This is a genomic window from Comamonas sp. DB36 (genome assembly GCF_057914905.1).
In genome coordinates this window covers 1,079,721-1,098,723 of the sequence record NZ_CP196631.1, presented here as the reverse complement: position 1 = coordinate 1,098,723, position 19,003 = coordinate 1,079,721, and the positions used below count along the sequence as shown (strand labels likewise).

General features: G+C 65.4%; 19 protein-coding genes and 1 tRNA gene. 10 read left to right on the top strand and 10 right to left on the bottom strand.

Annotated features, from left to right (window positions below):
- Positions 1-11 precede the first annotated feature (11 nt).
- The 9 genes from ACSVDO_RS05225 to rpsO all read right to left on the bottom strand — a co-directional run bounded on the left by ACSVDO_RS05225 (position 12) and on the right by rpsO (position 6,729).
- Positions 12-620 carry an NADH-quinone oxidoreductase subunit C gene (locus ACSVDO_RS05225; RefSeq protein ID WP_332539073.1) on the bottom strand — a complete coding sequence of 203 codons (609 nt, stop codon included), beginning with the start codon at positions 618-620 and terminating at the stop codon, positions 12-14.
- 10 nt (positions 621-630) lie between these two features.
- Positions 631-1,110, bottom strand: a complete 480-nt coding sequence (locus tag ACSVDO_RS05220) for a NuoB/complex I 20 kDa subunit family protein (RefSeq protein WP_175504774.1) — start codon at positions 1,108-1,110, stop codon at positions 631-633.
- 23 nt (positions 1,111-1,133) lie between these two features.
- A complete protein-coding gene (locus ACSVDO_RS05215) occupies positions 1,134-1,493 on the bottom strand; it encodes an NADH-quinone oxidoreductase subunit A (RefSeq protein ID WP_332539074.1) in 360 nt (119 codons plus the stop codon).
- Positions 1,494-1,570: 77 nt separating this feature from the next.
- Positions 1,571-1,655: transfer RNA gene (locus ACSVDO_RS05210), tRNA-Leu, on the bottom strand.
- A gap of 121 nt (positions 1,656-1,776) precedes the next feature.
- Positions 1,777-2,142, bottom strand: a complete 366-nt coding sequence (gene secG, locus ACSVDO_RS05205) for a preprotein translocase subunit SecG (protein WP_332539075.1) — start codon at positions 2,140-2,142, stop codon at positions 1,777-1,779.
- A gap of 38 nt (positions 2,143-2,180) precedes the next feature.
- Entirely contained in the window at positions 2,181-2,936 is a 756-nt protein-coding gene (gene tpiA, locus ACSVDO_RS05200) for a triose-phosphate isomerase (RefSeq protein WP_489595230.1), read from the bottom strand.
- Between the two features lie 2 nt (positions 2,937-2,938).
- Positions 2,939-3,925, bottom strand: a complete 987-nt coding sequence (locus ACSVDO_RS05195) for an NAD(P)H-quinone oxidoreductase (protein ID WP_332539078.1) — start codon at positions 3,923-3,925, stop codon at positions 2,939-2,941.
- Between the two features lie 122 nt (positions 3,926-4,047).
- A complete protein-coding gene (gene pnp / locus ACSVDO_RS05190; RefSeq protein ID WP_489595228.1) occupies positions 4,048-6,255 on the bottom strand; it encodes a polyribonucleotide nucleotidyltransferase in 2,208 nt (735 codons plus the stop codon).
- Positions 6,256-6,462: 207 nt separating this feature from the next.
- Positions 6,463-6,729: a 30S ribosomal protein S15 gene (gene rpsO / locus ACSVDO_RS05185; protein WP_159914338.1), complete on the bottom strand. Its 267-nt coding sequence runs from the start codon at positions 6,727-6,729 to the stop codon at positions 6,463-6,465.
- 236 nt (positions 6,730-6,965) lie between these two features.
- Between rpsO and ACSVDO_RS05180 the strand changes: the two genes are divergently transcribed.
- The 10 genes from ACSVDO_RS05180 to ACSVDO_RS05135 all read left to right on the top strand — a co-directional run bounded on the left by ACSVDO_RS05180 (position 6,966) and on the right by ACSVDO_RS05135 (position 17,849).
- Positions 6,966-7,262, top strand: a complete 297-nt coding sequence (locus ACSVDO_RS05180; RefSeq protein WP_332548539.1) for a hypothetical protein — start codon at positions 6,966-6,968, stop codon at positions 7,260-7,262.
- Between the two features lie 148 nt (positions 7,263-7,410).
- Positions 7,411-7,935: a GspH/FimT family pseudopilin gene (locus tag ACSVDO_RS05175; RefSeq protein ID WP_489595225.1), complete on the top strand. Its 525-nt coding sequence runs from the start codon at positions 7,411-7,413 to the stop codon at positions 7,933-7,935.
- Positions 7,929-8,564: a type IV pilus modification protein PilV gene (gene pilV, locus ACSVDO_RS05170; RefSeq protein WP_489595224.1), complete on the top strand. Its 636-nt coding sequence runs from the start codon at positions 7,929-7,931 to the stop codon at positions 8,562-8,564. Before ACSVDO_RS05175 ends, pilV begins: the two co-directional genes overlap by 7 nt.
- A gap of 4 nt (positions 8,565-8,568) precedes the next feature.
- The gene (locus ACSVDO_RS05165; RefSeq protein ID WP_489595223.1) at positions 8,569-9,417 is read left to right on the top strand and encodes a PilW family protein; all 849 of its coding nucleotides are present in this window, start codon (positions 8,569-8,571) and stop codon (positions 9,415-9,417) included.
- On the top strand, positions 9,414-10,118 hold the full coding sequence (locus ACSVDO_RS05160; protein WP_489595222.1) for a pilus assembly PilX family protein: 705 nt from the start codon (positions 9,414-9,416) through the stop codon (positions 10,116-10,118). The genes ACSVDO_RS05165 and ACSVDO_RS05160 overlap by 4 nt, the downstream gene beginning before the upstream one ends.
- Before the next feature lie 10 nt (positions 10,119-10,128).
- The gene (locus ACSVDO_RS05155; protein ID WP_489595221.1) at positions 10,129-13,560 is read left to right on the top strand and encodes a pilus assembly protein; all 3,432 of its coding nucleotides are present in this window, start codon (positions 10,129-10,131) and stop codon (positions 13,558-13,560) included.
- 30 nt (positions 13,561-13,590) lie between these two features.
- Positions 13,591-14,031: a type IV pilin protein gene (locus tag ACSVDO_RS05150; RefSeq protein ID WP_489595220.1), complete on the top strand. Its 441-nt coding sequence runs from the start codon at positions 13,591-13,593 to the stop codon at positions 14,029-14,031.
- A gap of 44 nt (positions 14,032-14,075) precedes the next feature.
- Positions 14,076-15,185 (top strand): bifunctional diaminohydroxyphosphoribosylaminopyrimidine deaminase/5-amino-6-(5-phosphoribosylamino)uracil reductase RibD, encoded by a 1,110-nt coding sequence (ribD, locus tag ACSVDO_RS05145; RefSeq protein WP_489595218.1) that lies wholly within the window; start codon positions 14,076-14,078, stop codon positions 15,183-15,185.
- 44 nt (positions 15,186-15,229) lie between these two features.
- Positions 15,230-15,859, top strand: coding sequence for a riboflavin synthase (locus ACSVDO_RS05140; RefSeq protein ID WP_489595217.1), 630 nt, complete (start codon positions 15,230-15,232; stop codon positions 15,857-15,859).
- 115 nt (positions 15,860-15,974) lie between these two features.
- Entirely contained in the window at positions 15,975-17,849 is a 1,875-nt protein-coding gene (locus ACSVDO_RS05135; RefSeq protein ID WP_489595215.1) for a phospholipase D family protein, read from the top strand.
- Positions 17,850-17,891: 42 nt separating this feature from the next.
- Here the strand turns inward: ACSVDO_RS05135 and ACSVDO_RS05130 are convergent, their stop codons facing one another.
- Positions 17,892-18,863, bottom strand: a complete 972-nt coding sequence (locus tag ACSVDO_RS05130; RefSeq protein WP_489595213.1) for a tRNA dihydrouridine synthase — start codon at positions 18,861-18,863, stop codon at positions 17,892-17,894.
- Between the last annotated feature and the right edge of the window lie 140 nt (positions 18,864-19,003).

Genomic DNA, 19,003 nt, shown 5'->3' with positions numbered 1-19,003 from the left:
TGCAAAGCATCTCAATGCAGGCCTCCGTACTTCTCTTCGCGGATGATGCGCGGCGTGATTTCACGCGGCTCGATGCTGACGGGCTGGTACACCACGCGACGCTGTTCGGCGTCGTAGCGCATTTCGACATGGCCGGACAGCGGGAAATCCTTGCGGAAAGGATGGCCGATGAAACCATAGTCGGTCAGGATGCGGCGCAGGTCGTTGTGGCCGTCGAAGACGATGCCGAACAGATCGAAGGCTTCGCGCTCGAACCAGTTGGCCGAGTTCCAGATGTCGCTGACCGAAGCCACGACAGGGAAATCGTCGTCCGGGCAGAACACGCGCACGCGCACGCGCTGGTTGAGGCTCACCGACAGCAGGTGCGACACCGCGGCATAGCGCAGGCCGTCGCGACCGACTTCGGCATAGGCCGAGTAGTCGATGCCACACAGGTCGATCAGCTGCTCGAAGCGGCAGTCGGCGTGGTCCTTGAGCACCGACATGGCCTGCAGGTAATGCGCTGCGGCCACTTCGACGGTCACTTCACCCAGGGCCACGGTCACGCTGCGGGCGCGATCGCCCAAAGCAGCAGCCACCAGATCCCGAAGTTTTTCGGGCTGAATTGCAATTGCGGTCATCATCGAGCCTTTAAACGCGGGCGATGGTATGGGTGCGGCGAATCTTCTGCTGCAGCTGGATGATCCCGTAGATCAGTGCTTCTGCGGTTGGCGGGCAACCAGGCACGTAGACATCCACCGGGACGATGCGGTCGCAACCGCGCACCACGGAATAGCTGTAATGGTAGTAGCCACCACCATTGGCGCAGGATCCCATGGATATGACCCAGCGCGGCTCCGACATCTGGTCGTAAACCTTGCGCAGGGCCGGAGCCATCTTGTTGCACAGCGTACCGGCAACAATCATCAAGTCGGATTGCCGCGGGCTGGCACGGAACACCTCGGCGCCGAAACGACCCAGGTCATAGCGCGCCGCGGCGGTATGCATCATTTCGACCGCGCAGCAGGCCAGACCAAAGGTCATGGGCCAGAGCGAACCGGTCTTGGCCCAATTCACCACGGAGTCATAGCTCGTGGTGATGAAGCCTTCCTTCATCACGCCTTCGATCATCGTGTTTCCTTATTGAATACCGGTCATTCCCAGTCCAGCGCACCTTTTTTCCACTCGTAGGCAAAGCCGACGACCAGAATGGCCAGAAAGATCACGACAGCGGCGAAACCTGCCAGACCCACTTCTTGGAGCGACACTGCCCAAGGAAGGAGAAAAGCGATTTCCAAATCAAACAGGATGAACAGGATGGCCACGAGGTAGTAGCGCACGTCGAATTTCATACGTGCGTCCTCGAAGGCTTCAAAGCCACATTCGTAGGGGGAATTCTTGGCGGCGTCCGGACGATTGGGGCCAAGCAGATAGCCCAATGCCAGAGGCAGGATGCCGATGGATGCACCCACCAGGATGAACAGAAGAACGGGGAGATACTGATCGATGTTCATCTGGGGCTCATACCTTCTTCAAAGGCACGCCCAGCACGATCACAGCCTGATCATCTGGGCAGGCTTTGCATATATTATGGTGCCGTCGGCGAGACTCGAACTCGCACAGCTTTCGCCACTACCCCCTCAAGATAGCGTGTCTACCAATTTCACCACGACGGCTTCGTCTCAATCTTTTCTTCCGGGAAGCTAGAGGTGTCTTGTAAGACTTTGACCTCCCGGACAATCTAAGTATTCTACTCTGAAAAACCCCTACTAAAAGAGATTTCTCAGAATTTTCCAATTACTTGGTTGGAATCTGCGCCGCGCCTTCGGCCGGTGCTGCGGGCACCGCTGCGGGAGCATCGCCAGCCGCAGGAACCGGCACGCTCACGGCTGCGCCTTCGAGCACGCTGCCCGTGGTCGGTGCGCGGTGGTTGCCGATATAGGCCAGCGCCAGGGTCGCGACAAAGAACACCGCGGCCAGGATGCCGGTGGTGCGCGACAGGAAGTTGGCGCTGCCCGAGGCACCGAACAGGCTGCCCGAGCTGCCGCCGCCAAACGACGCACCCATGTCGGCACCCTTGCCGTGCTGGATCAGGATCAGGCCGATCATGGCCAGTGCGGTCAACATCTGGATGGCCAGGATCACGCTTGCAAATGCATTCATTTCTTCAACTCCTCAACTAACAATAAAAGTGCAGCGCCTCAGTCGGCGGCGGCAATGATCTGCAGGAAATCGGCGGCCTTGAGCGCCGCGCCGCCCACCAGACCACCATCGATATCGGGCTGGGCCAGCAGTTGCGCGGCGTTGGCCGCGTTCATGCTGCCACCATACAAAAGCGCAATGCCGTCGGCATGGGTGGTCGCCGCGGCCAGCTGGGCGCGCAGCACCGCATGCACTTCCTGCGCCTGCTCTGGCGTGGCCGTGCGGCCGGTGCCTATGGCCCAGACGGGCTCGTAGGCCACGACCAGTTCGGTCACGCAATGGCCGACCGCGTGCACCACGGCCGCGAGTTGGCGCTTGACCACGCTCTCGGTTTCGCCGGTTTCGCGCTCGGCAAGCGTCTCGCCCACGCAGACGATGGGCGTGATGCCCGCGGCCAGCGCGCGCTGCGCCTTGGCGGCCACGACCGCATCGGTCTCGCCATGGTACTGGCGGCGCTCGGAGTGCCCCACCAGCGTATAGCGCACGCCGAATTCGCGCAACATTTCCACCGAAGTCTCGCCGGTGAAGGCGCCGACCGCATGCTGCGACACGTCCTGCGACGCGAGCGCGATGCGGCTGCCGTCGACCAGCGCCTGGACCTGCGCCAGATACGGCGCGGGCACGGCGACCGCGACGCCGCAGCCGGAGTCACCCGACTGCGCGGCCAGGCCATCCTTGAGCGCGGCGATCAGCGCGGCATTGGCAGCCAGGCTGCCGTTCATCTTCCAGTTTCCGACGATGAGTTTTTTCTTCATGATTACCATGTCAAAACGATTTTTCCGGTGTGCTCGCTCGATTCCATCAGCGCATGCGACTGCACGGCTTCTTCGGCGGCGAATTGGCGAAAGATCACCGGGCGCACCTTGCCCGATTCCAGCCAGGGCCAGACATTCTCGCGCAAGGCCTTGGCGATCTCGCCCTTGAAGGCCACGGGGCGCGGACGCAGGGTCGAGCCCGTGACCACCAGGCGCCGGCGCAGCACCAGGCTCGCATCGAACTGCGCCTTGACGCCGCCCTGCACCGCAATGATCACCAGCCGCCCGTCTTCCGCGAGGCAGTTGACTTCCCGTGCCACGTAATCGCCGGCGACCATGTCGAGGATCACGTCCACGCCCCGGCCTTCGGTGATGCGCATCACCTCGGCCGCGAAATCCTGGGTGGCGTAGTTGATTGCGTGGTCGGCGCCCAGCGCGACGCAGTTGTCGCACTTGGCATCGGTGCCCGCGGTGACTATCACCTGCGCGCCCCAGGCCTTGGCCAGCTGGATCGCGGTGACCCCTATGCCGCTGCTGCCGCCCTGCACCAGCAGCGTCTCGCCCGGTTGCAGCGCGCCGCGCTGGAACACATTGCTCCAGACGGTGAAATAGGTCTCGGGCAGCGAAGCCGCCTCGACATCCGACAGGCCCTGGGGCACGGGCAGGCACTGCGCCACGGGAGCGACGCAATACTCGGCGTAACCACCACCGGCCACGAGCGCGCAGACACGGTCGCCGACCGCGAGGCCCGCAGCCGCCATGGCCTGGGCATCGCCGCTTTCGACCACGCCGGCGACTTCGAGGCCGGGCAGCTCCGAAGTGCCCGGAGGCGGAGCGTAACGGCCCTTGCGCTGCAGCACGTCGGGACGGTTGATGCCGCTGGCCGCAACCCGGATCAGCAACTCGCCAGCACCGGCCACGGGGGCCGGATGCTCGGTCAGCCGCAGAACCTCAGGGCCTCCGGGGGATGTGATTTCGACAGCGCGCATGGGCAATCTCACGAAAAAGGGAAAGAAATTCGGGCGTCAACTGCAGCCGCAGTTACGGGCCTGGCAGAAACCAAAAAATCGGCCTCCCATGACGGAGGCCGATTTCTCAGCGGAGCAGCGGATTATTGCTGCTGTTGCTGCTGCTGGTCATTGGCACGCGGCGCACGGGGCTCGCGCGAATCACGCTGCTCGCGGCGCTCGGCGGGAGCCGGACGGTCGCTGCGCTGCTCGCCTGCGGGACGCTCGGCCAGGGCCTTCATGGACAGCTTGACGCGGCCCTTTTCGTCGGTTTCCATGACCTTGACCTTGACGATCTGGCCTTCGCGCAGGTAGTCATTGACGTTCTCGACGCGCTCGTGGGCGATCTGGCTGATGTGCAGCAGACCGTCCTTGCCGGGCAGCAGATTGATCAGCGCGCCGAAGTCGAGGATCTTGGTCACGGGACCTTCGTAGATCTTGCCGATTTCGACTTCCGCCGTGATCTGCTCGATGCGCTTCTTGGCTTCGTCGGCCTTGGCGGCTTCGGTCGCGGCAATGGTGATCGTGCCGTCTTCGTCGATGTTGATCTGGCAGCCGGTCTCTTCGGTCAGCGCGCGGATCACCGAGCCACCCTTGCCGATCACGTCACGGATCTTCTCAGGGTTGATCTTCATGGTGTACAGCTTGGGAGCGAAGTTCGAGACTTCGGTCTTGGCTTCGCCCATGGCGTTCTGCATTTCGCCCAGGATGTGCATGCGCGCTTCCTTGGCCTGGGCCAGTGCAACCTGCATGATTTCCTTGGTGATGCCCTGGATCTTGATGTCCATCTGCAGCGCGGTGATGCCGTTGGTCGTGCCGGCCACCTTGAAGTCCATGTCACCCAGGTGATCTTCGTCACCCAGGATGTCGGTCAGCACGGCAAAGCGGTTTTCTTCCTTGATCAGGCCCATGGCGATGCCGGCCACGTGGGCCTTCATCGGCACGCCGGCGTCCATCAGCGACAGGCAGCCGCCGCAGACCGAAGCCATCGACGAGGAACCGTTGGACTCGGTGATTTCCGACACCACGCGCATGGTGTAGGGGAACTCTTCCTTGGTCGGCAGCACGGCGATCAGCGCGCGCTTGGCCAGACGGCCGTGGCCGATTTCGCGGCGCTTGGTCGAACCCATGCGACCGACTTCGCCGGTGGCGAAGGGAGGCATGTTGTAGTGCATCATGAAGCGGTCTTCGTACTCGCCGGCCAGCGCGTCGATGCGCTGGGCGTCGCGTTCCGTGCCCAGCGTGGCCACGACCAGCGCCTGGGTTTCGCCACGCGTGAACAGGGCCGAACCGTGGGTGCGGGGCAGCACCGAGTTGCGGATCTCGATGGGGCGCACGGTACGTGTGTCACGGCCGTCGATGCGCGGCTCGCCGGCCAGGATCTGGCTGCGGACGATGCGTGCTTCGATGTCGAACAGCATGCCTTCGACCTTGACTTCGTCGAACACCACGCCTTGCGCCGTAAGGCCGGCCTTGACGGCGGCGTAGGCATCGCGGCAGGCGTGCGTGCGGCTTTGCTTGTTGCGGATCTGGTAGGCGTTGCGCAGGGCTTCTTCACCCAGTGCACCGACCTGGGCGATCAGCGGCTCGTCCTTGGCGGGAGCTTGCCAGTCCCAGACGGGCTTGCCGGCCTCGCGCACCAGCTCATGGATGGCGTCGATGGCAATGCGGCTTTGCTCGTGGCCGAAGACCACGGCGCCCAGCATGATTTCTTCCGACAGCTGCTGGGCTTCGGACTCGACCATCAGCACGGCGGCTTCGGTGCCGGCAACGACCAGGTCCATCTGCGAGCCCTTGCGCTGCGTCTGGCCGGGGTTGAGCACATATTCGCCGTTGATGTAACCCACGCGGGCGGCACCGATGGGGCCGCTGAATGGGATGCCCGAGATGGCCAGCGCGGCCGACGAGGCGATCAGCGCGGCGATGTCGGCATCGACTTCGGGGTTCAGCGACACGGTGTGGATCACCACATGCACGTCGTTGTAGAAGCCTTCGGGGAACAGCGGGCGGATCGGGCGATCGATCAGGCGGCTGGTCAGCGTTTCATGTTCGCTGGGCTTGGCTTCGCGCTTGAAGAAGCTGCCGGGGATCTTGCCTGCGGCGTATGTCTTCTCGATGTAGTCCACGGTCAGCGGGAAGAAATCCTGGCCCGACTTGGCCTTCTTCGAGGCCACGACCGTTGCCAACACCACGGTGTCGTCGATGTTGACCAGCACCGCGCCGGATGCCTGGCGGGCGATTTCGCCGGTTTCCAGGGTGACCGTGTGCTGGCCCCATTGGAAAGTCTTGGTCACTTTGTTGAAAATGCTCATTTTTGCTCCTAGATTGATAGCCAACTATTCATAGTCAGCAATAGTTTGGAGGACAATCCAGAACACGATGCCATTCCAGCAGACCAGTGGCTTGCAGGGCCCCACAGGGCTGTTGGAATGACATAGCTTCGCTCTGTTATCCATCCTCCGAAGTAAAAAACGCCTGAGCTAGCAGGCTAACTCAGGCGTTTTTATCTCTGACTCGATTTACTTACGCAGGCCCAGCTTGGCGATCAGCGCGGTGTAACGGTCTGCATCGCGGGACTTGAGGTAGTCCAGCAGCTTACGACGACGGCTCACCATGCGCAGCAGGCCGCGGCGACCGTGGTGGTCCTTGGCGTGTTGCTTGAAGTGGGGGGTCAGTTCGTTGATGCGAGCGGTCAGCAGCGCGACTTGCACTTCTGGGCTGCCAGTGTCGTTTTCAGCACGGGCATTGGCCTTGACAACTTCGGCCTTGATAGAGGATGCGATCATTATTTTTTCCTGTATGTGGAGCGGCGTGAACGCGCCCCTGATGACTTGCGCCGGCGGCTGGAACGGCCATCGGCGTGCGTCTTGCACCATGCAAAACCCCGTGATTATAGCGCGCGGTGTTTTCCGACTTCGATGGCCGGCCGCTTTGCCGCGATGCGGCCAGGGTCGAATGCGCTGCGGCAGGCTGCCCGGGAAGACAATTTCCGCCGTCCATTTTCCCATTGGAAAGGCCTGCCATGCCCTCCATGTTGACACTGGGCGGCATCGCGCTGGCGCTGTTCCTGGGCGATGCCGCCGCTGAAGCAGCCACCAGGCAAGCTCCGCCGGACGCGCGCAGCAGCGCGCTGGCTGCCGATCACCGCGAACGCGCGAGCCGGCGCAAACCCCGCATCGTGCATCTTCCCAGCCCCTCGGAAGAAAGCCGCGCGCAGCGCGACCGCCGCCTGGCGCGCGAATGCCGCGGCCTGCCCAATGCGGGCGCCTGCCTGGGCTACGCTGCAGCGCCGCCGCGCGCCGCATCCGGCCGGCGCTGAGGCCCGATCTGCTCCGCTGGTCGGGTGCATCATGCCGCCTGTCGGCAATTTGCTGGAACAGCATGTCTTTGTGTGCTCAAGTGCACGCATGAAGATCCGATCTTCCAGCCCAGCAACTTTTTGCCGGCGCCCTGCGGCAGGGCTGACCTTGGTCGAGATTCTGGTGACGCTGTCTATCGTGGCCTTGCTCATGACGCTGGCCGTGCCCTCGTTCAAGCCCTTGCTCGATCGCTGGCGCGTGCGCCAGGCCGAGGGCGCGGTCACGGACACCATACGGCTGGGACGCACCGAAGCGATCAAGCGCGGCGGCAATGTGGTGGTGCAGAAAATGCCCAACAACACCGATGGCTGCACGACCGCTCCTCTGGCGGTCGACTGGGGCTGCGGCTGGCGGCTGTTTGTCGACAGCGATGCCAGCGGCAACTACACCGCAGGCGAGGAAGTCCTGCTCGCGGCGCGCGTGCCCCCGGGAGTCGGCGTGACGCATGTTCTCGGTGCGGCCGGAACCAACGCCGAGACCATCGCCATCAACCGCTGGGGCAACATGGACGGCATCAACGCCAAGAGCATCATCGTCTACCCGTACGCCGAAGGAACGGGCTCACCGGTCACCCGCACTCTGTGCGTTTCCGCGGGCGGGCGCATCGCCGAGAAAATCGGGGCGACATGCTGAAACGCCACCAGCGCGGCATCACGCTGCTCGAGTCCCTGGCCGCCATCGTGGTGATGGCGCTGGGCGTGCTCGGCATCCTGGGCGTGCAGCTGCGCACGCTGGCCGACAGCCAGACCAGCGTGCGGCGCGCCCAGGCCGTGCGCTTGATCGAAGACCTGAGCGAACGCATACGCATGAACCCGCGGGGCCTGGCCGAATTGAACCAGTACGTCGTCGCCTGGGAGACCAAGCCGGCCAAGGCCGGCAACTGCACGGCCGCCGCCTGCACCAGCTCCAATCTGGCGACCGACGACAGAAACCTGTGGCTGGCCAATGTCCAGCAGACGCTGCCGCTGGGCGATGCCACCATCTTTCTCGCGGCCGACGAAACCAACAATGCCAACCGCCGGCAGCTGGGCGTGATGATCAGCTGGCGCGAGAACGAAAAGCTGCCCTCGGGCACTTCCGCCGCCGACAAGACCGAGCAGGCCAGGTACCGCGCGGTGCTGCAGCCCGTGGCCACCGGCGCCAACAAGCCGGTCTGCCCGCCCGACCGCAGCTGCCATCTGCAGTACATCCAGCCCAGCGCGCGCTGCCTGCCCTACAGCGCGGGCGCCGCGGGCTCCAATCTGGCCATCTGCCCGGGCTGACACCATGCGCGCCCCGCACGCCCCTCGCCGCCCGCAGCGCCAGCACGGTCTGAGCATGATCGAGCTGCTGGTCGGGCTGACCATAGGCTTGCTGACCATCGCGGTGGCGATAGGCACGCTGGTGATATCGCGCCAGGTGTCGGGCACGGTCAACGATGCGAGCCAGCTGCAGCAGCAGGCGGCGCAGGCGTTTCGCACCATAGGCCAGCAGGCGCGCCAGGCGGGCTCGGTGCGCCTGAACCTGGCCATCGCCAAGGACGGCACCCAGCCCATAGACGCCGGCGACAGCGTGGCGTTCGAAGTGCCCAAGGGGGTCACGACGGTGGGCGGCAAAAGTGCTCCGGGAAAGAACGAGTACCAGCTGGTGCTCGGTTACCAGAACTACAGTGAGAGCGTGGTCGGCAGCGCCACCGAACAGTCGATGTTCCGCGACTGCCTGGGCCAGGCGCCGTCGACCAGCGCCATTCGCAGCGGCTTCGTGCTCGAAAAGGCCGTGGGCGCGACCAGCGGCGAGCTGCGCTGCGCGGGCACCAATGACGTGAGCCAGCCCGTGATCGCGAACGTGGCCGATTTCCGCGTGCGCTTCGTTGAACAGCAGGCCAATGTCGCCACCGGAATTCCCACCATGCAGTACCGCACGGCCGAAGCGGTCGCCGCCGATGCCTGGCCGCGCATCCATGCGGTCGAGATCTGCCTTGAAATGGAAGGCTCGGAAAACCAGACCGACACCGGCGCCACGCAGTACGTGAACTGCGCCAACCAGACCGTCGCGCGCGGCAGCCGGCTGCGCATGGTGTTTCGCAACACCTATCAGCTGCGCAGCCAGGGCCGTCCCAGCACCCCGCCGCCATGACATTCGCCCGCCAACGCCAGCGCGGCGTCTCCCTGCTGATCGTCATCGTCGTCGTGCTGCTGACGATGCTGATGACCGTCTGGGCATCCAAGACGGCGCTGCTCAACGAATTGATCGTCGGCAATGACGCCGACTACCAGCGCGCGTTCGAAGCCGCACAAGCCATGCTCCAGGACGCGGAACAGGACATTCTGGGACAGAACATCGACGGCAGCACCTGCGTGCCCACCAGCGACGCCAAGGTCTGTCGCACTGCGGGCAAGGTCTGGTTCATAGGCGAGGAGAAGGATTTCGTCGCGCTGCTGGCCACGCTCGAAGCCGCGCCGAATGTACCTTGCCTCGACGCCATCTGCGCCAAGCGCACCGGCAAACAGGACTTCTGGAACGACAAGGAACTGCTCGTCAAGATGCGCGCCCAGGGCGCACGCTACGGCATGTATACCGGCGCGCAAAAAGGCAGCTACAGCAATCCCATCCTGCAGGCCACGGCCGACGGCGCGGGTGCCTGGTACTGGATCGAGGTCATGCCCTATGCCTCCAGCGCGGGCGCGCTGATCACCAACAACCCGCGCGCCGAGCCACTGATGCTCAATCTGAAACCGGCACTGGTCTACCGCATCACGGCCATTGCCCAGGGGCTCAAGTCAGGCACCCAGGTGGTGCTGCAGTCGACGCTGGCACGGCAGAAAATCAAGGACTGAGGGAGTGCGCATGAACAACCTATCCCTTTTGCCAGGCGCCGTCCTGCTGGCCGCTGCGGGCGCCGCACTGCAGCCCGCGCTGGCCGCGCCTTTGGGCCTGGTGCAATACCCGGCAGGCACCGCCAGCCGCGAACCCGCACCCAATGTCATCGTGTCGGTCGATGACTCGGGAAGCATGGGAACCACGGGCATCAACACGCTCAAGGCCGCGCTGCGCCAGACCTTTTCCTCGGAGAACGTCGCGGACGGCCTGATACGCCTGAGCTGGCAGTCGATGAACAGCGATTGCGACACCATTCCGCTCAACACCACAAACTGCAAGAACGCGCTCAAGAGCCTCAAGGGCACGCACCGCACCAACTTCCTGGGCTGGGTCGAGACACTCACGCCTTCGGGCGGCACGCCGTCGCACCGCATGGTCAGGAATGCGGGCGACTACCTCAAGCGCACCGACCTGGGAATCAACAGCCCCTGGGCCTCCGACCCCGGCACCAAGGAAGCGCCGCTGATCAGTTGCCGGCGCTCGTACCATATCTTCATGACCGACGGCGCCTGGAACAGCGGCACGGCAAATACCTCGCAGCATGTCGACGGCGACCGCGATCTTGCGGCCTACCAGGCGATCAACAACATCGGCAATATCGACAATACGGCGACGACCTTGGGCGACGGCAGCACCGCCTACAACCCCGCGGCCGTGACCTCGCGGCTCTACAAGGACGACTGGGGCTTCAACACCACGACCACCGTCGAGCGCGAATGCACGTTGTTCCTGATCTGCAAGGACGTCACAAAAACCACCTACGGCCTCAATACGCTGTCCGACCTGGCATTCCATTACTGGGCCACCGACCTGCAGCCCGGCATTGCCAACGAGATCAAGCCGCTGATCAAGAAAAGCGGCGACGAAACCTTCACGTCGGGCGCGGGCAGCAGCCTCAAGACCACGACGCTGCCGCAGTTCTGGAACCCCAGGAACAATCCCGCGACCTGGCAGCACATGACGACCTACACCATAGGCTTCGGCACGGGGGCCTCGGCCTGGAGCGGCAGCCCGACCTTCGGCAGCGACACCTATTCCGGCGAGTTGAACCGCCTCGTGACCGGCGACCTCAGCTGGCCCTCTCCGCTGTGCGGCAACAACAACACCGGCAGCGGCAACAACGCCTGTGACGGCAGCACCGGCTACGCCGCCACCGCCAAGGACAACGGCCGGCGCATCGAACTGTGGCATGCGGCGCTCAACGGCCGCGGCAAGTTCACGCCCGCGCCCACGGCCGATGAACTGACCAAGGCATTCAAGGATATCGTCAGCAACATCGTCGAGGACACTTCCACGCCGGTCACCAGTTTCACCAGCGCCTCCTCGTCGGTGACACGCAGCGGAACTTCGCAATTTTCATCGGGCTACAACGCCGACGGCTGGACCGGCTATGTGCGCTCCGATACGCTGGCCCGGGGCACGGCGGCCGCGACGCCCAACCCCCTTTGGGGCGTCAAGGCCGGCGTGGCCGCACCCGCCAACGCCACGACGACGGCCGACAAGCTCGATGCACTCAGCGCCGGCGACATCACGAACCGGCTGATTCTCACCACCGCGACGGCCACCGCGACCAACAGCGCCGAAGCGCCCGTGGCCTTCACCTGGGCCAACCTGGGCACCACGCAGAAAGCCGCAATCAAGCTCACCACGGCAGAAACCGACGCCAGCGCAACGGCACGCGTCAACTTCCTGCGCGGCGATCGCAGCACCGAAGGCACGGGCACGGTGCGCCAGCGCAAGTCACGCCAGGGCGACATCGTCAACTCGGCGCTCTGGTACGTGGGCCCGCCCGTGAGCAACCATACCTATGACGGCTACCGCGCATTTGCCGCCCAGCAGGCGGCACGCAGCCCCATGGTCTATGTGGGGGGCAACGACGGCATGCTGCATGGCTTCTCGGCCCTCAATGGCGCGGAAAGGATCGCCTATGTGCCCAAGGGCGTGGTTCCCAACCTCAAGGACCTGGCCCTGTCCGGCTATACCCACCGCTACTATGTGGACGGCTCGCCGTTCAGCGGCGACGTGGACACAGGCAGCACCGCGCCCAACTGGCGCACCATGCTGATAGGCACACTGGGCGCGGGGGGCAAAGGCTATTTCGTGCTCGACATCACCACGCCGGGCAGCACCGCGACCACAGGCGCCACGGCCGTGGCCAGCAACTTTTCCGCGGCCAATGCCACCAGCCTGGTGGTCATGGACAAGACCGCCGTGGCCGGCGACGCCGCCACGGGCGACGCCGCCGACATCGGCCACATCTTCGCCGCGCCTATCGTCGAAGACAACAATCCGCAGAAATCGACCCAGGTCGTGCGCCTGAACAACGGCCGCTGGGCCGTGGTCATGGGCAATGGCTACAACAGCCGCAACGAGCGCCCCGTGCTGCTGATCCAGTACCTCGACGGCGCCAGGGAACTCAAGACGCTGGTGGCCGCGACGACCGGCGACAACGCGGCCAGCAACGGCCTGTCGGCGCCGCGCCTTGTGGACCTCGACGGCAACGGCACGCCCGACATCGTCTATGCGGGCGACCTGCGCGGCAATCTGTGGAAGTTCGACATAGGCGCCGCCGACCCGGGTCTGTGGAACACGGCGTTCAGCAGCCGCCCGCTGTATTCCGCGGTCTACACCTCGGGCAATTCAAGCAGCGTGCAGCCCATCACCGCCGCTCCCGTGGTCAAGCTCAACGACCGCGACGGCCTGGGTCTGATGGTCGCCTTCGGCACCGGCCGCAACATCACCGAAGGCGACCGCACCGACACATCGGTGCAGTCGATCTACTCGGTGCTAGACAGCACGGTCTACAAGTTTGTCGACGGCAAGCTCGCCGTCGACTCGGCCAAGGGCGCGGCCCAGCCCGTGGGCACGGGCTGGGGCAACCTGGTGCAGCAGACCATCTCCAACGTCGCGATTCCCGGCACGGGAAGCAGCAGCGCGCGCACCTTCTACACGGTGAGTCAGAACACGGTGGAGTTCTCCGGCAGCAACGCGCGCAAGGGCTGGTACCTGCATCTGCCCGTGACCGGCGAACGGCTGCTGGCCACCCCATCGTTCTTCGACGGCAGCAACATCCTCGAAGTGCTGACCGAAGTGCCGGGCTCGGGCAGCAGCGTGCTCGAGGAAAGCTGCTCGCCGCCGGCCACCGTGCCCAAGCTGTTCCGCACTTTCATCAACATCATGGACGGCCGCAAGCCCAGCGTGCAACTCATGGACACCAACGGCGACGGCATCTACAACAGCACCACGGACAGGGGGACCTCGCGCATGACGGCTTCGGTCAAGGAAAGCAAGGCCAGCAACCAGAGCAAGGAAATCCGCACCGGCTCCGACAACATCGTCGACGCGTTCAACAAGCTGCCCGAACAACCGCTGCGTCCCAGCTGGCGCCAGTTGCGCTGAAGGCGCCCCCCCCACACAAAGGCCAGATTCATGCCAGCAATTTCCCAACGCGGCTTCACGCTGATTGAAATGATGATTGTCGTGGCCCTGGTCGGCATTCTCACGGCCGTGGCCCTTCCCAACTACCAGGAATACCTGCGCCGCGGCGCGCGCTCCGAAGCCAAGGCCGGCCTGTTGCAGGCCGCGCAGTGGATGGAGCGCGCGGCGACGGTCTCCGGCGTCTATCCGACCGTGGCCAACACCAACAATGCGAATTTCTTTCCCTCCGGACTGCGCAGCGTGCCGTCCAACCGCTACGCCATTGCCTTGCCGGCGGCCAGCAGCACCACCACCGCCTTTGTGCTGACCGCGACACCGCAGAATGCCCAGGTGGGCGACAAATGTGGCACGTTCACGCTGGCGCAAAATGGCGAGCGCAACAATACCGGCATGAAATCGGGAGTGACCTCGGCCGACTGCTGGAACCGCTGAGCGCGCGCGAAAACCAGGCACTTGTGCGCTAGGATGGCGGCCACATGACGGCCTCTCCTGACTTTATGCAACAAGCGCTGGCGCAAGCCGCCCGGGCGCTTCATTCGAGCAATCCCAATCCGCGCGTCGGCTGCGTGATCGTCGCGCCCGACGGCCATTGCGTACTGGGCCAGGGACACACCCAGCCCGTGGGCGGAGCGCATGCCGAAGTCATGGCGCTGCGCGACGCCGCGGCGCTGGGCAACGATGTGCGCGGCGCGACCGCCTATGTGACGCTGGAGCCCTGCGCCCACCAGGGCCGCACCGGACCCTGCTGCGATGCGCTGGTCGCGGCCGGCATCGGCCGCGTCGTCGCCGCGCTCGAAGACCCCAACCCGCTGGTCGCGGGCCAGGGTTTTGCGCGGCTGCGCGCCGCGGGCGTGGCGGTCGAGGTCGGTACCGGCGCGCAGGAAGCACGCGAACTCAATATCGGCTTTCTGAGCCGCATGGTCCGCGGCACGCCCTGGGTGCGCATGAAAGCCGCGGCCTCGCTTGACGGCACGACGGCGCTGGCCAATGGCCAGAGCCAATGGATCACTTCGCCCGAAGCGCGGGCCGACGGCCATGCCTGGCGCGCCCGGGCCTGCGCCGTGCTCACCGGCATAGGCACGGTGCTGCAGGACAACCCGCGCCTGGACGTGCGCGGCCTGGACACCCCGCGCCAGCCGCATGTGGTGATCGTCGACAGCCGCCTGCAGACGCCGCTGGACGCCAAGCTGTTCGTGCCCGGCCGCAACTGCTACATCTACACCGCCAGCGACAGCGCGGCCAAGACCCAGGCCCTGCAGGCGCTGGGCGCGGTCGTCATCCACCTGCCCAATGCCCAGGGCAAGGTCGACCTCGCAGCCATGCTGCGCGACCTGGGCCAGCGCGCCATCAATGAACTGCATGTCGAAGCCGGCTTCCAGCTCAACGGCTCGCTGCTGCGTGAAAGCCTGGTCGACGAACTGCTGCTCTACCTCGCGCCCAAGCTGCTGGGCTCGGGCCGCGGCATCTGCCATATCGGCCCGCTGAGCGCGCTGGCCGACGGGCCCGAACTCGCGTTCCACGGCGTGACCAGCGTAGGCCCCGATATCCGCGTGCTTGCGCGCTTCGCCCAGCGCCCCGCGTTCTAGCCCTGGCCCTGCCCTTCTTTTTTTCACCTGCCACAATCAAGCACATGTTTACTGGAATCATCACCGGCATGGGGCGCATTGCCGCCGTGCAGTCGCTTGGCGACACTGCGGCCCACGGCAAGCGCCTGGTCATTGAAACGCCCGCGGGCTACCTCGACGATGTCGGCCTGGGCGACAGCATCGCGCTCAACGGCGCCTGCATGACGGTCACCACCTTCGACAAGTCCGCCAATACCTTCACGGTCGACATTTCCGCCGAATCGCTGGACAAGACTTCGGGCCTGGCGCAGACCGGCCCGATCAATCTCGAAAAAGCCCTGCAGGCCCATGATCGTCTGGGCGGTCATCTGGTCTCGGGCCATGTGGACGGCCTGGGCCGCGTGACACATTTCGCGCCGCTGGGCGAAAGCTGGGAGCTGCGCATCCATGCTCCTGCCGAGCTCGCGCGCTATGTGGCCTACAAGGGATCGATCACCGTCAATGGCGTGAGCCTCACGGTCAACCAGGTGCGCGATCAGGCCGACGGCTGCGAACTGAGCATCAACCTGATTCCGCACACGGTGGAAAACACCGCGCTGGGCGTGCTGAGCGCCGGCTCGCTGGTCAACCTTGAAATCGATCTGATTGCGCGCTATGTAGGCCGCATGATGGACAGGCCTGCTGCCAGCGCCTGAACTTCGCGCAAGCCAGCCTTGTCTTACAAGAAAGCCTGGCAACTCCAGCTATACCTAGGGCAGCGGGGCTGGCTTGACGCCGGCCCTCCATCCCACCTCTGCTGCGCCCCTCCTTATGCCTACTGCCCCCGAAAACCGGCTGGACACGATCCCCCGTCCGAGGAGCTTGCGCTGGCGCGGGGCCTTGTGCACCGTGCTGCTGACGCTGGGCCTGAGCGCCTGCGGCAGTCTTCCCAAGGACGTGGTGCGTCCCGTGTCCCAGGCCTGGGACCAGCCCAGCCAGACCGCGCTGGGACAATGGGTGCGCCAGCGGCAGGTAGCCGATAAGGCGCGCCACCCTTCGGCCTTCATGCTGCTTTCGGGTGCGCCCGCGGCCTATGGCAGCCGGCTCGCGCTGATCGAAGGCGCGCAAAAGACGCTGGACCTGCAGTACTACGCCATCCATGCCGATGCGAGCTCGGGGCGGCTGCTGCGCGGCCTGGTCACGGCCGCCGAGCGCGGCGTGCGCGTACGCATCCTGCTCGACGACTTCCACAGCGTGGGCAACAACGCCCAGGTGCTGCGCCTGGCCTATGTGCCCAACATCGAGATGCGGCTGTTCAACCCCGTTCCCGGACCGCGCAACTCCACGGTGATGCGCGCACTGAGCACGCTGACCGACTTCCACCGCGCCCAGCAGCGCATGCACAACAAGCTGTTCCTCGCGGACAACGTCATCGGCATCGCGGGCGGACGCAACCTGGGCGATGCCTATTTCGACCAGGACGAGAGCGGCAATTTCGTCGATCTCGACGTGATGGCCGCCGGCCCCATCGTGCAGGACCTGTCGCGCAGCTTCGACAGCTACTGGAACAACCAGCGCGCCTATCCCGTGCAATCGCTGGTCAGCCGCGAGGAGCTCGAGCGCATGGAGACTTCCGAGCAGGCCGCGGCGCGCAAGGCGGCCCAGGCCCGCTTGCCCAACGGCATGCCGCAGGCGGCGCCGGCGCCGGCGCCGGCCACCGGCGACAGCCTGCTGCCTGCGGCGGCGGCGGCACCTCCGCCGCCCGACAAGCCTTCTTCCACCATCTGGGACCAGACACCCATGGATCTGGACAAGGCGCCCTGGGTCTGGGCGCGCGCCGCGGTGCTGGCCGACAAGCCCGCCAAGATCGCACTGGAAGGCGAAGGCCCTACGCCCACGGTTGCCAGCACGGCGGCCGCGGCCGCAGCGACTCGCCAGCCCGGTGAATCACGCGATGAAGCCGATGCGCCCGCGGCAAGCGCCACCACCACCCAGCCGCCGGGCCTGCGCCCCGGAACCGGCACCATGGCCGTGCGCTCGGGCGGCAACCTGGCGGCCGTGGGCCTGCAGGCCGATACCGTGGTCGACGGCCTGCTGGCGCTGATACGCCAGGCGCGCCGCGATCTGCTCGTGGTCTCGCCCTATTTCGTTCCCGGCGACGACATGAAGCAGGCGTTTGCCGCGGCGCGCAAGCGCGGCGTGCGCGTGCGTGTGCTGACCAACTCCCTGGCCTCCAACGACGCACCCGTGGCCCATGCAGGCTATGTGCGCCACCGCAAGGAGCTGCTTGACATGGGTGTGCAACTCTACGAGATGCGCAGCGAACGCGCGGGCCTGCGCGACAGTCTGTCGTCGGGCAGCGGCGCCGGCGCCTCACGCGCCATGCTGCACTCCAAGCTGCTGGTGATTGACGGCGGCCTGGTGGCGGTCGGCTCCATGAACCTCGACATGCGCTCGCAGCTGCACAACACCGAAATTGCCTTGCTGATTGCCAGCCAGGCGCTGGGGCGCCAGGCCACGGAAAACATCGAAGCCGGCCTGGCCGAAAGCGCCTGGAACGTGGTGCTGACCGAAGACCAGCAGCTGCTGTGGCGCGCGCCGCAGGGCAGCGGCCTCGAAGACGCGCATACCGAGCCCGACGCGAGCCTGCCGCTGCGCTGGATGCTCAAGTTGCTGGGCCCGCTGGCGCCCGATCATCTGCTGTAAGGCGGGCCGCCTGGCCCCCAAGCCTGGCAGCTCTCGCCCGGCCTAGCCCCAGCGATGGGGCAGACCTTCGACCCAGCGCGTGATCGCCGCCTGATCGGTCTGCACGCGCACTTCCTGGAACGCGATTTCGGCTTCGGGATAACGTCGGCGCAGCAGGTTGAGCCATTGCTTGAGCCGGCCCGCACGCTGGCGCGGCTCAAGGTCTTCGCAGACCATTTCCCAGAAACGCGCGATCTGCGGCAGCAGCGACGCCCAACTGACCTCGACCAGCGCCGCCTGTGCCTGGGGCCCGTCGACCGCGGCGCGTATGGCCAGCGCCAGCCCGGGATCGGCGACTATGCCCCGGCCCAGCATCAGGTCGTCGCAGCCCGACTGCGTGCGGCAGCGCAGCGCTTCCTCCACCGTCCAGATCTCGCCATTGGCGATCACGGGCACGGCCACGGCCTCGCGGATGCGCGGAATCAGCTCCCAGTAAGCCGGCGGCCGGTAGCCATCGAGCTTGGTGCGCGCATGGACCACGATCTCGCAGGCCCCGCCCGCGGCCATGGCCTGGGCGCATTCGCGCATCAGGCTGGTGTCGTTGAAGCCCAGGCGCATCTTGGCGGATACCGGCATGTGAGCGGGCACGGCGGCGCGCACCGCGCCGACCACGCGCGCAATATGTTCGGGGTCCTGCAGCAGCGCCGCGCCGCCGCCGTGGCGGTTGACCACCTTGGCCGGGCAGCCGAAATTGAGGTCAATGCCTTCAGGCCCCAGACGCGCGAGATTGGCCGCGTTCTCGGCCAGGCTTTCGGGGTCCGAGCCCAGCAGCTGGGCGCGCACCGGCACGCCGGCGAGCGTGCGGCTGCCGTTGCGCAGCTCGGGCATGGTGCGCAGATACACCTTGTCGGGCAGCACGCTGCCCGTGATGCGAATGAACTCGCTCACGCAGCGGTCGGCGCCGCCGACACGCGTCAACACATCGCGCAGCACAAAATCCAGCAGCCCTTCCATGGGCGCAAGCAACAGCTTCATTGGCCCACCCTGCTCACCCTGTTATTCATAAATATTTCCGCATTCCCACTGATTCGACCCGCATTGTCGCGCCAAGGCGCATGTCCCGCCGCCACGCAAGTCACAGCCCCGTCATCTGCATGGAGTGCAATCAGCGTTTC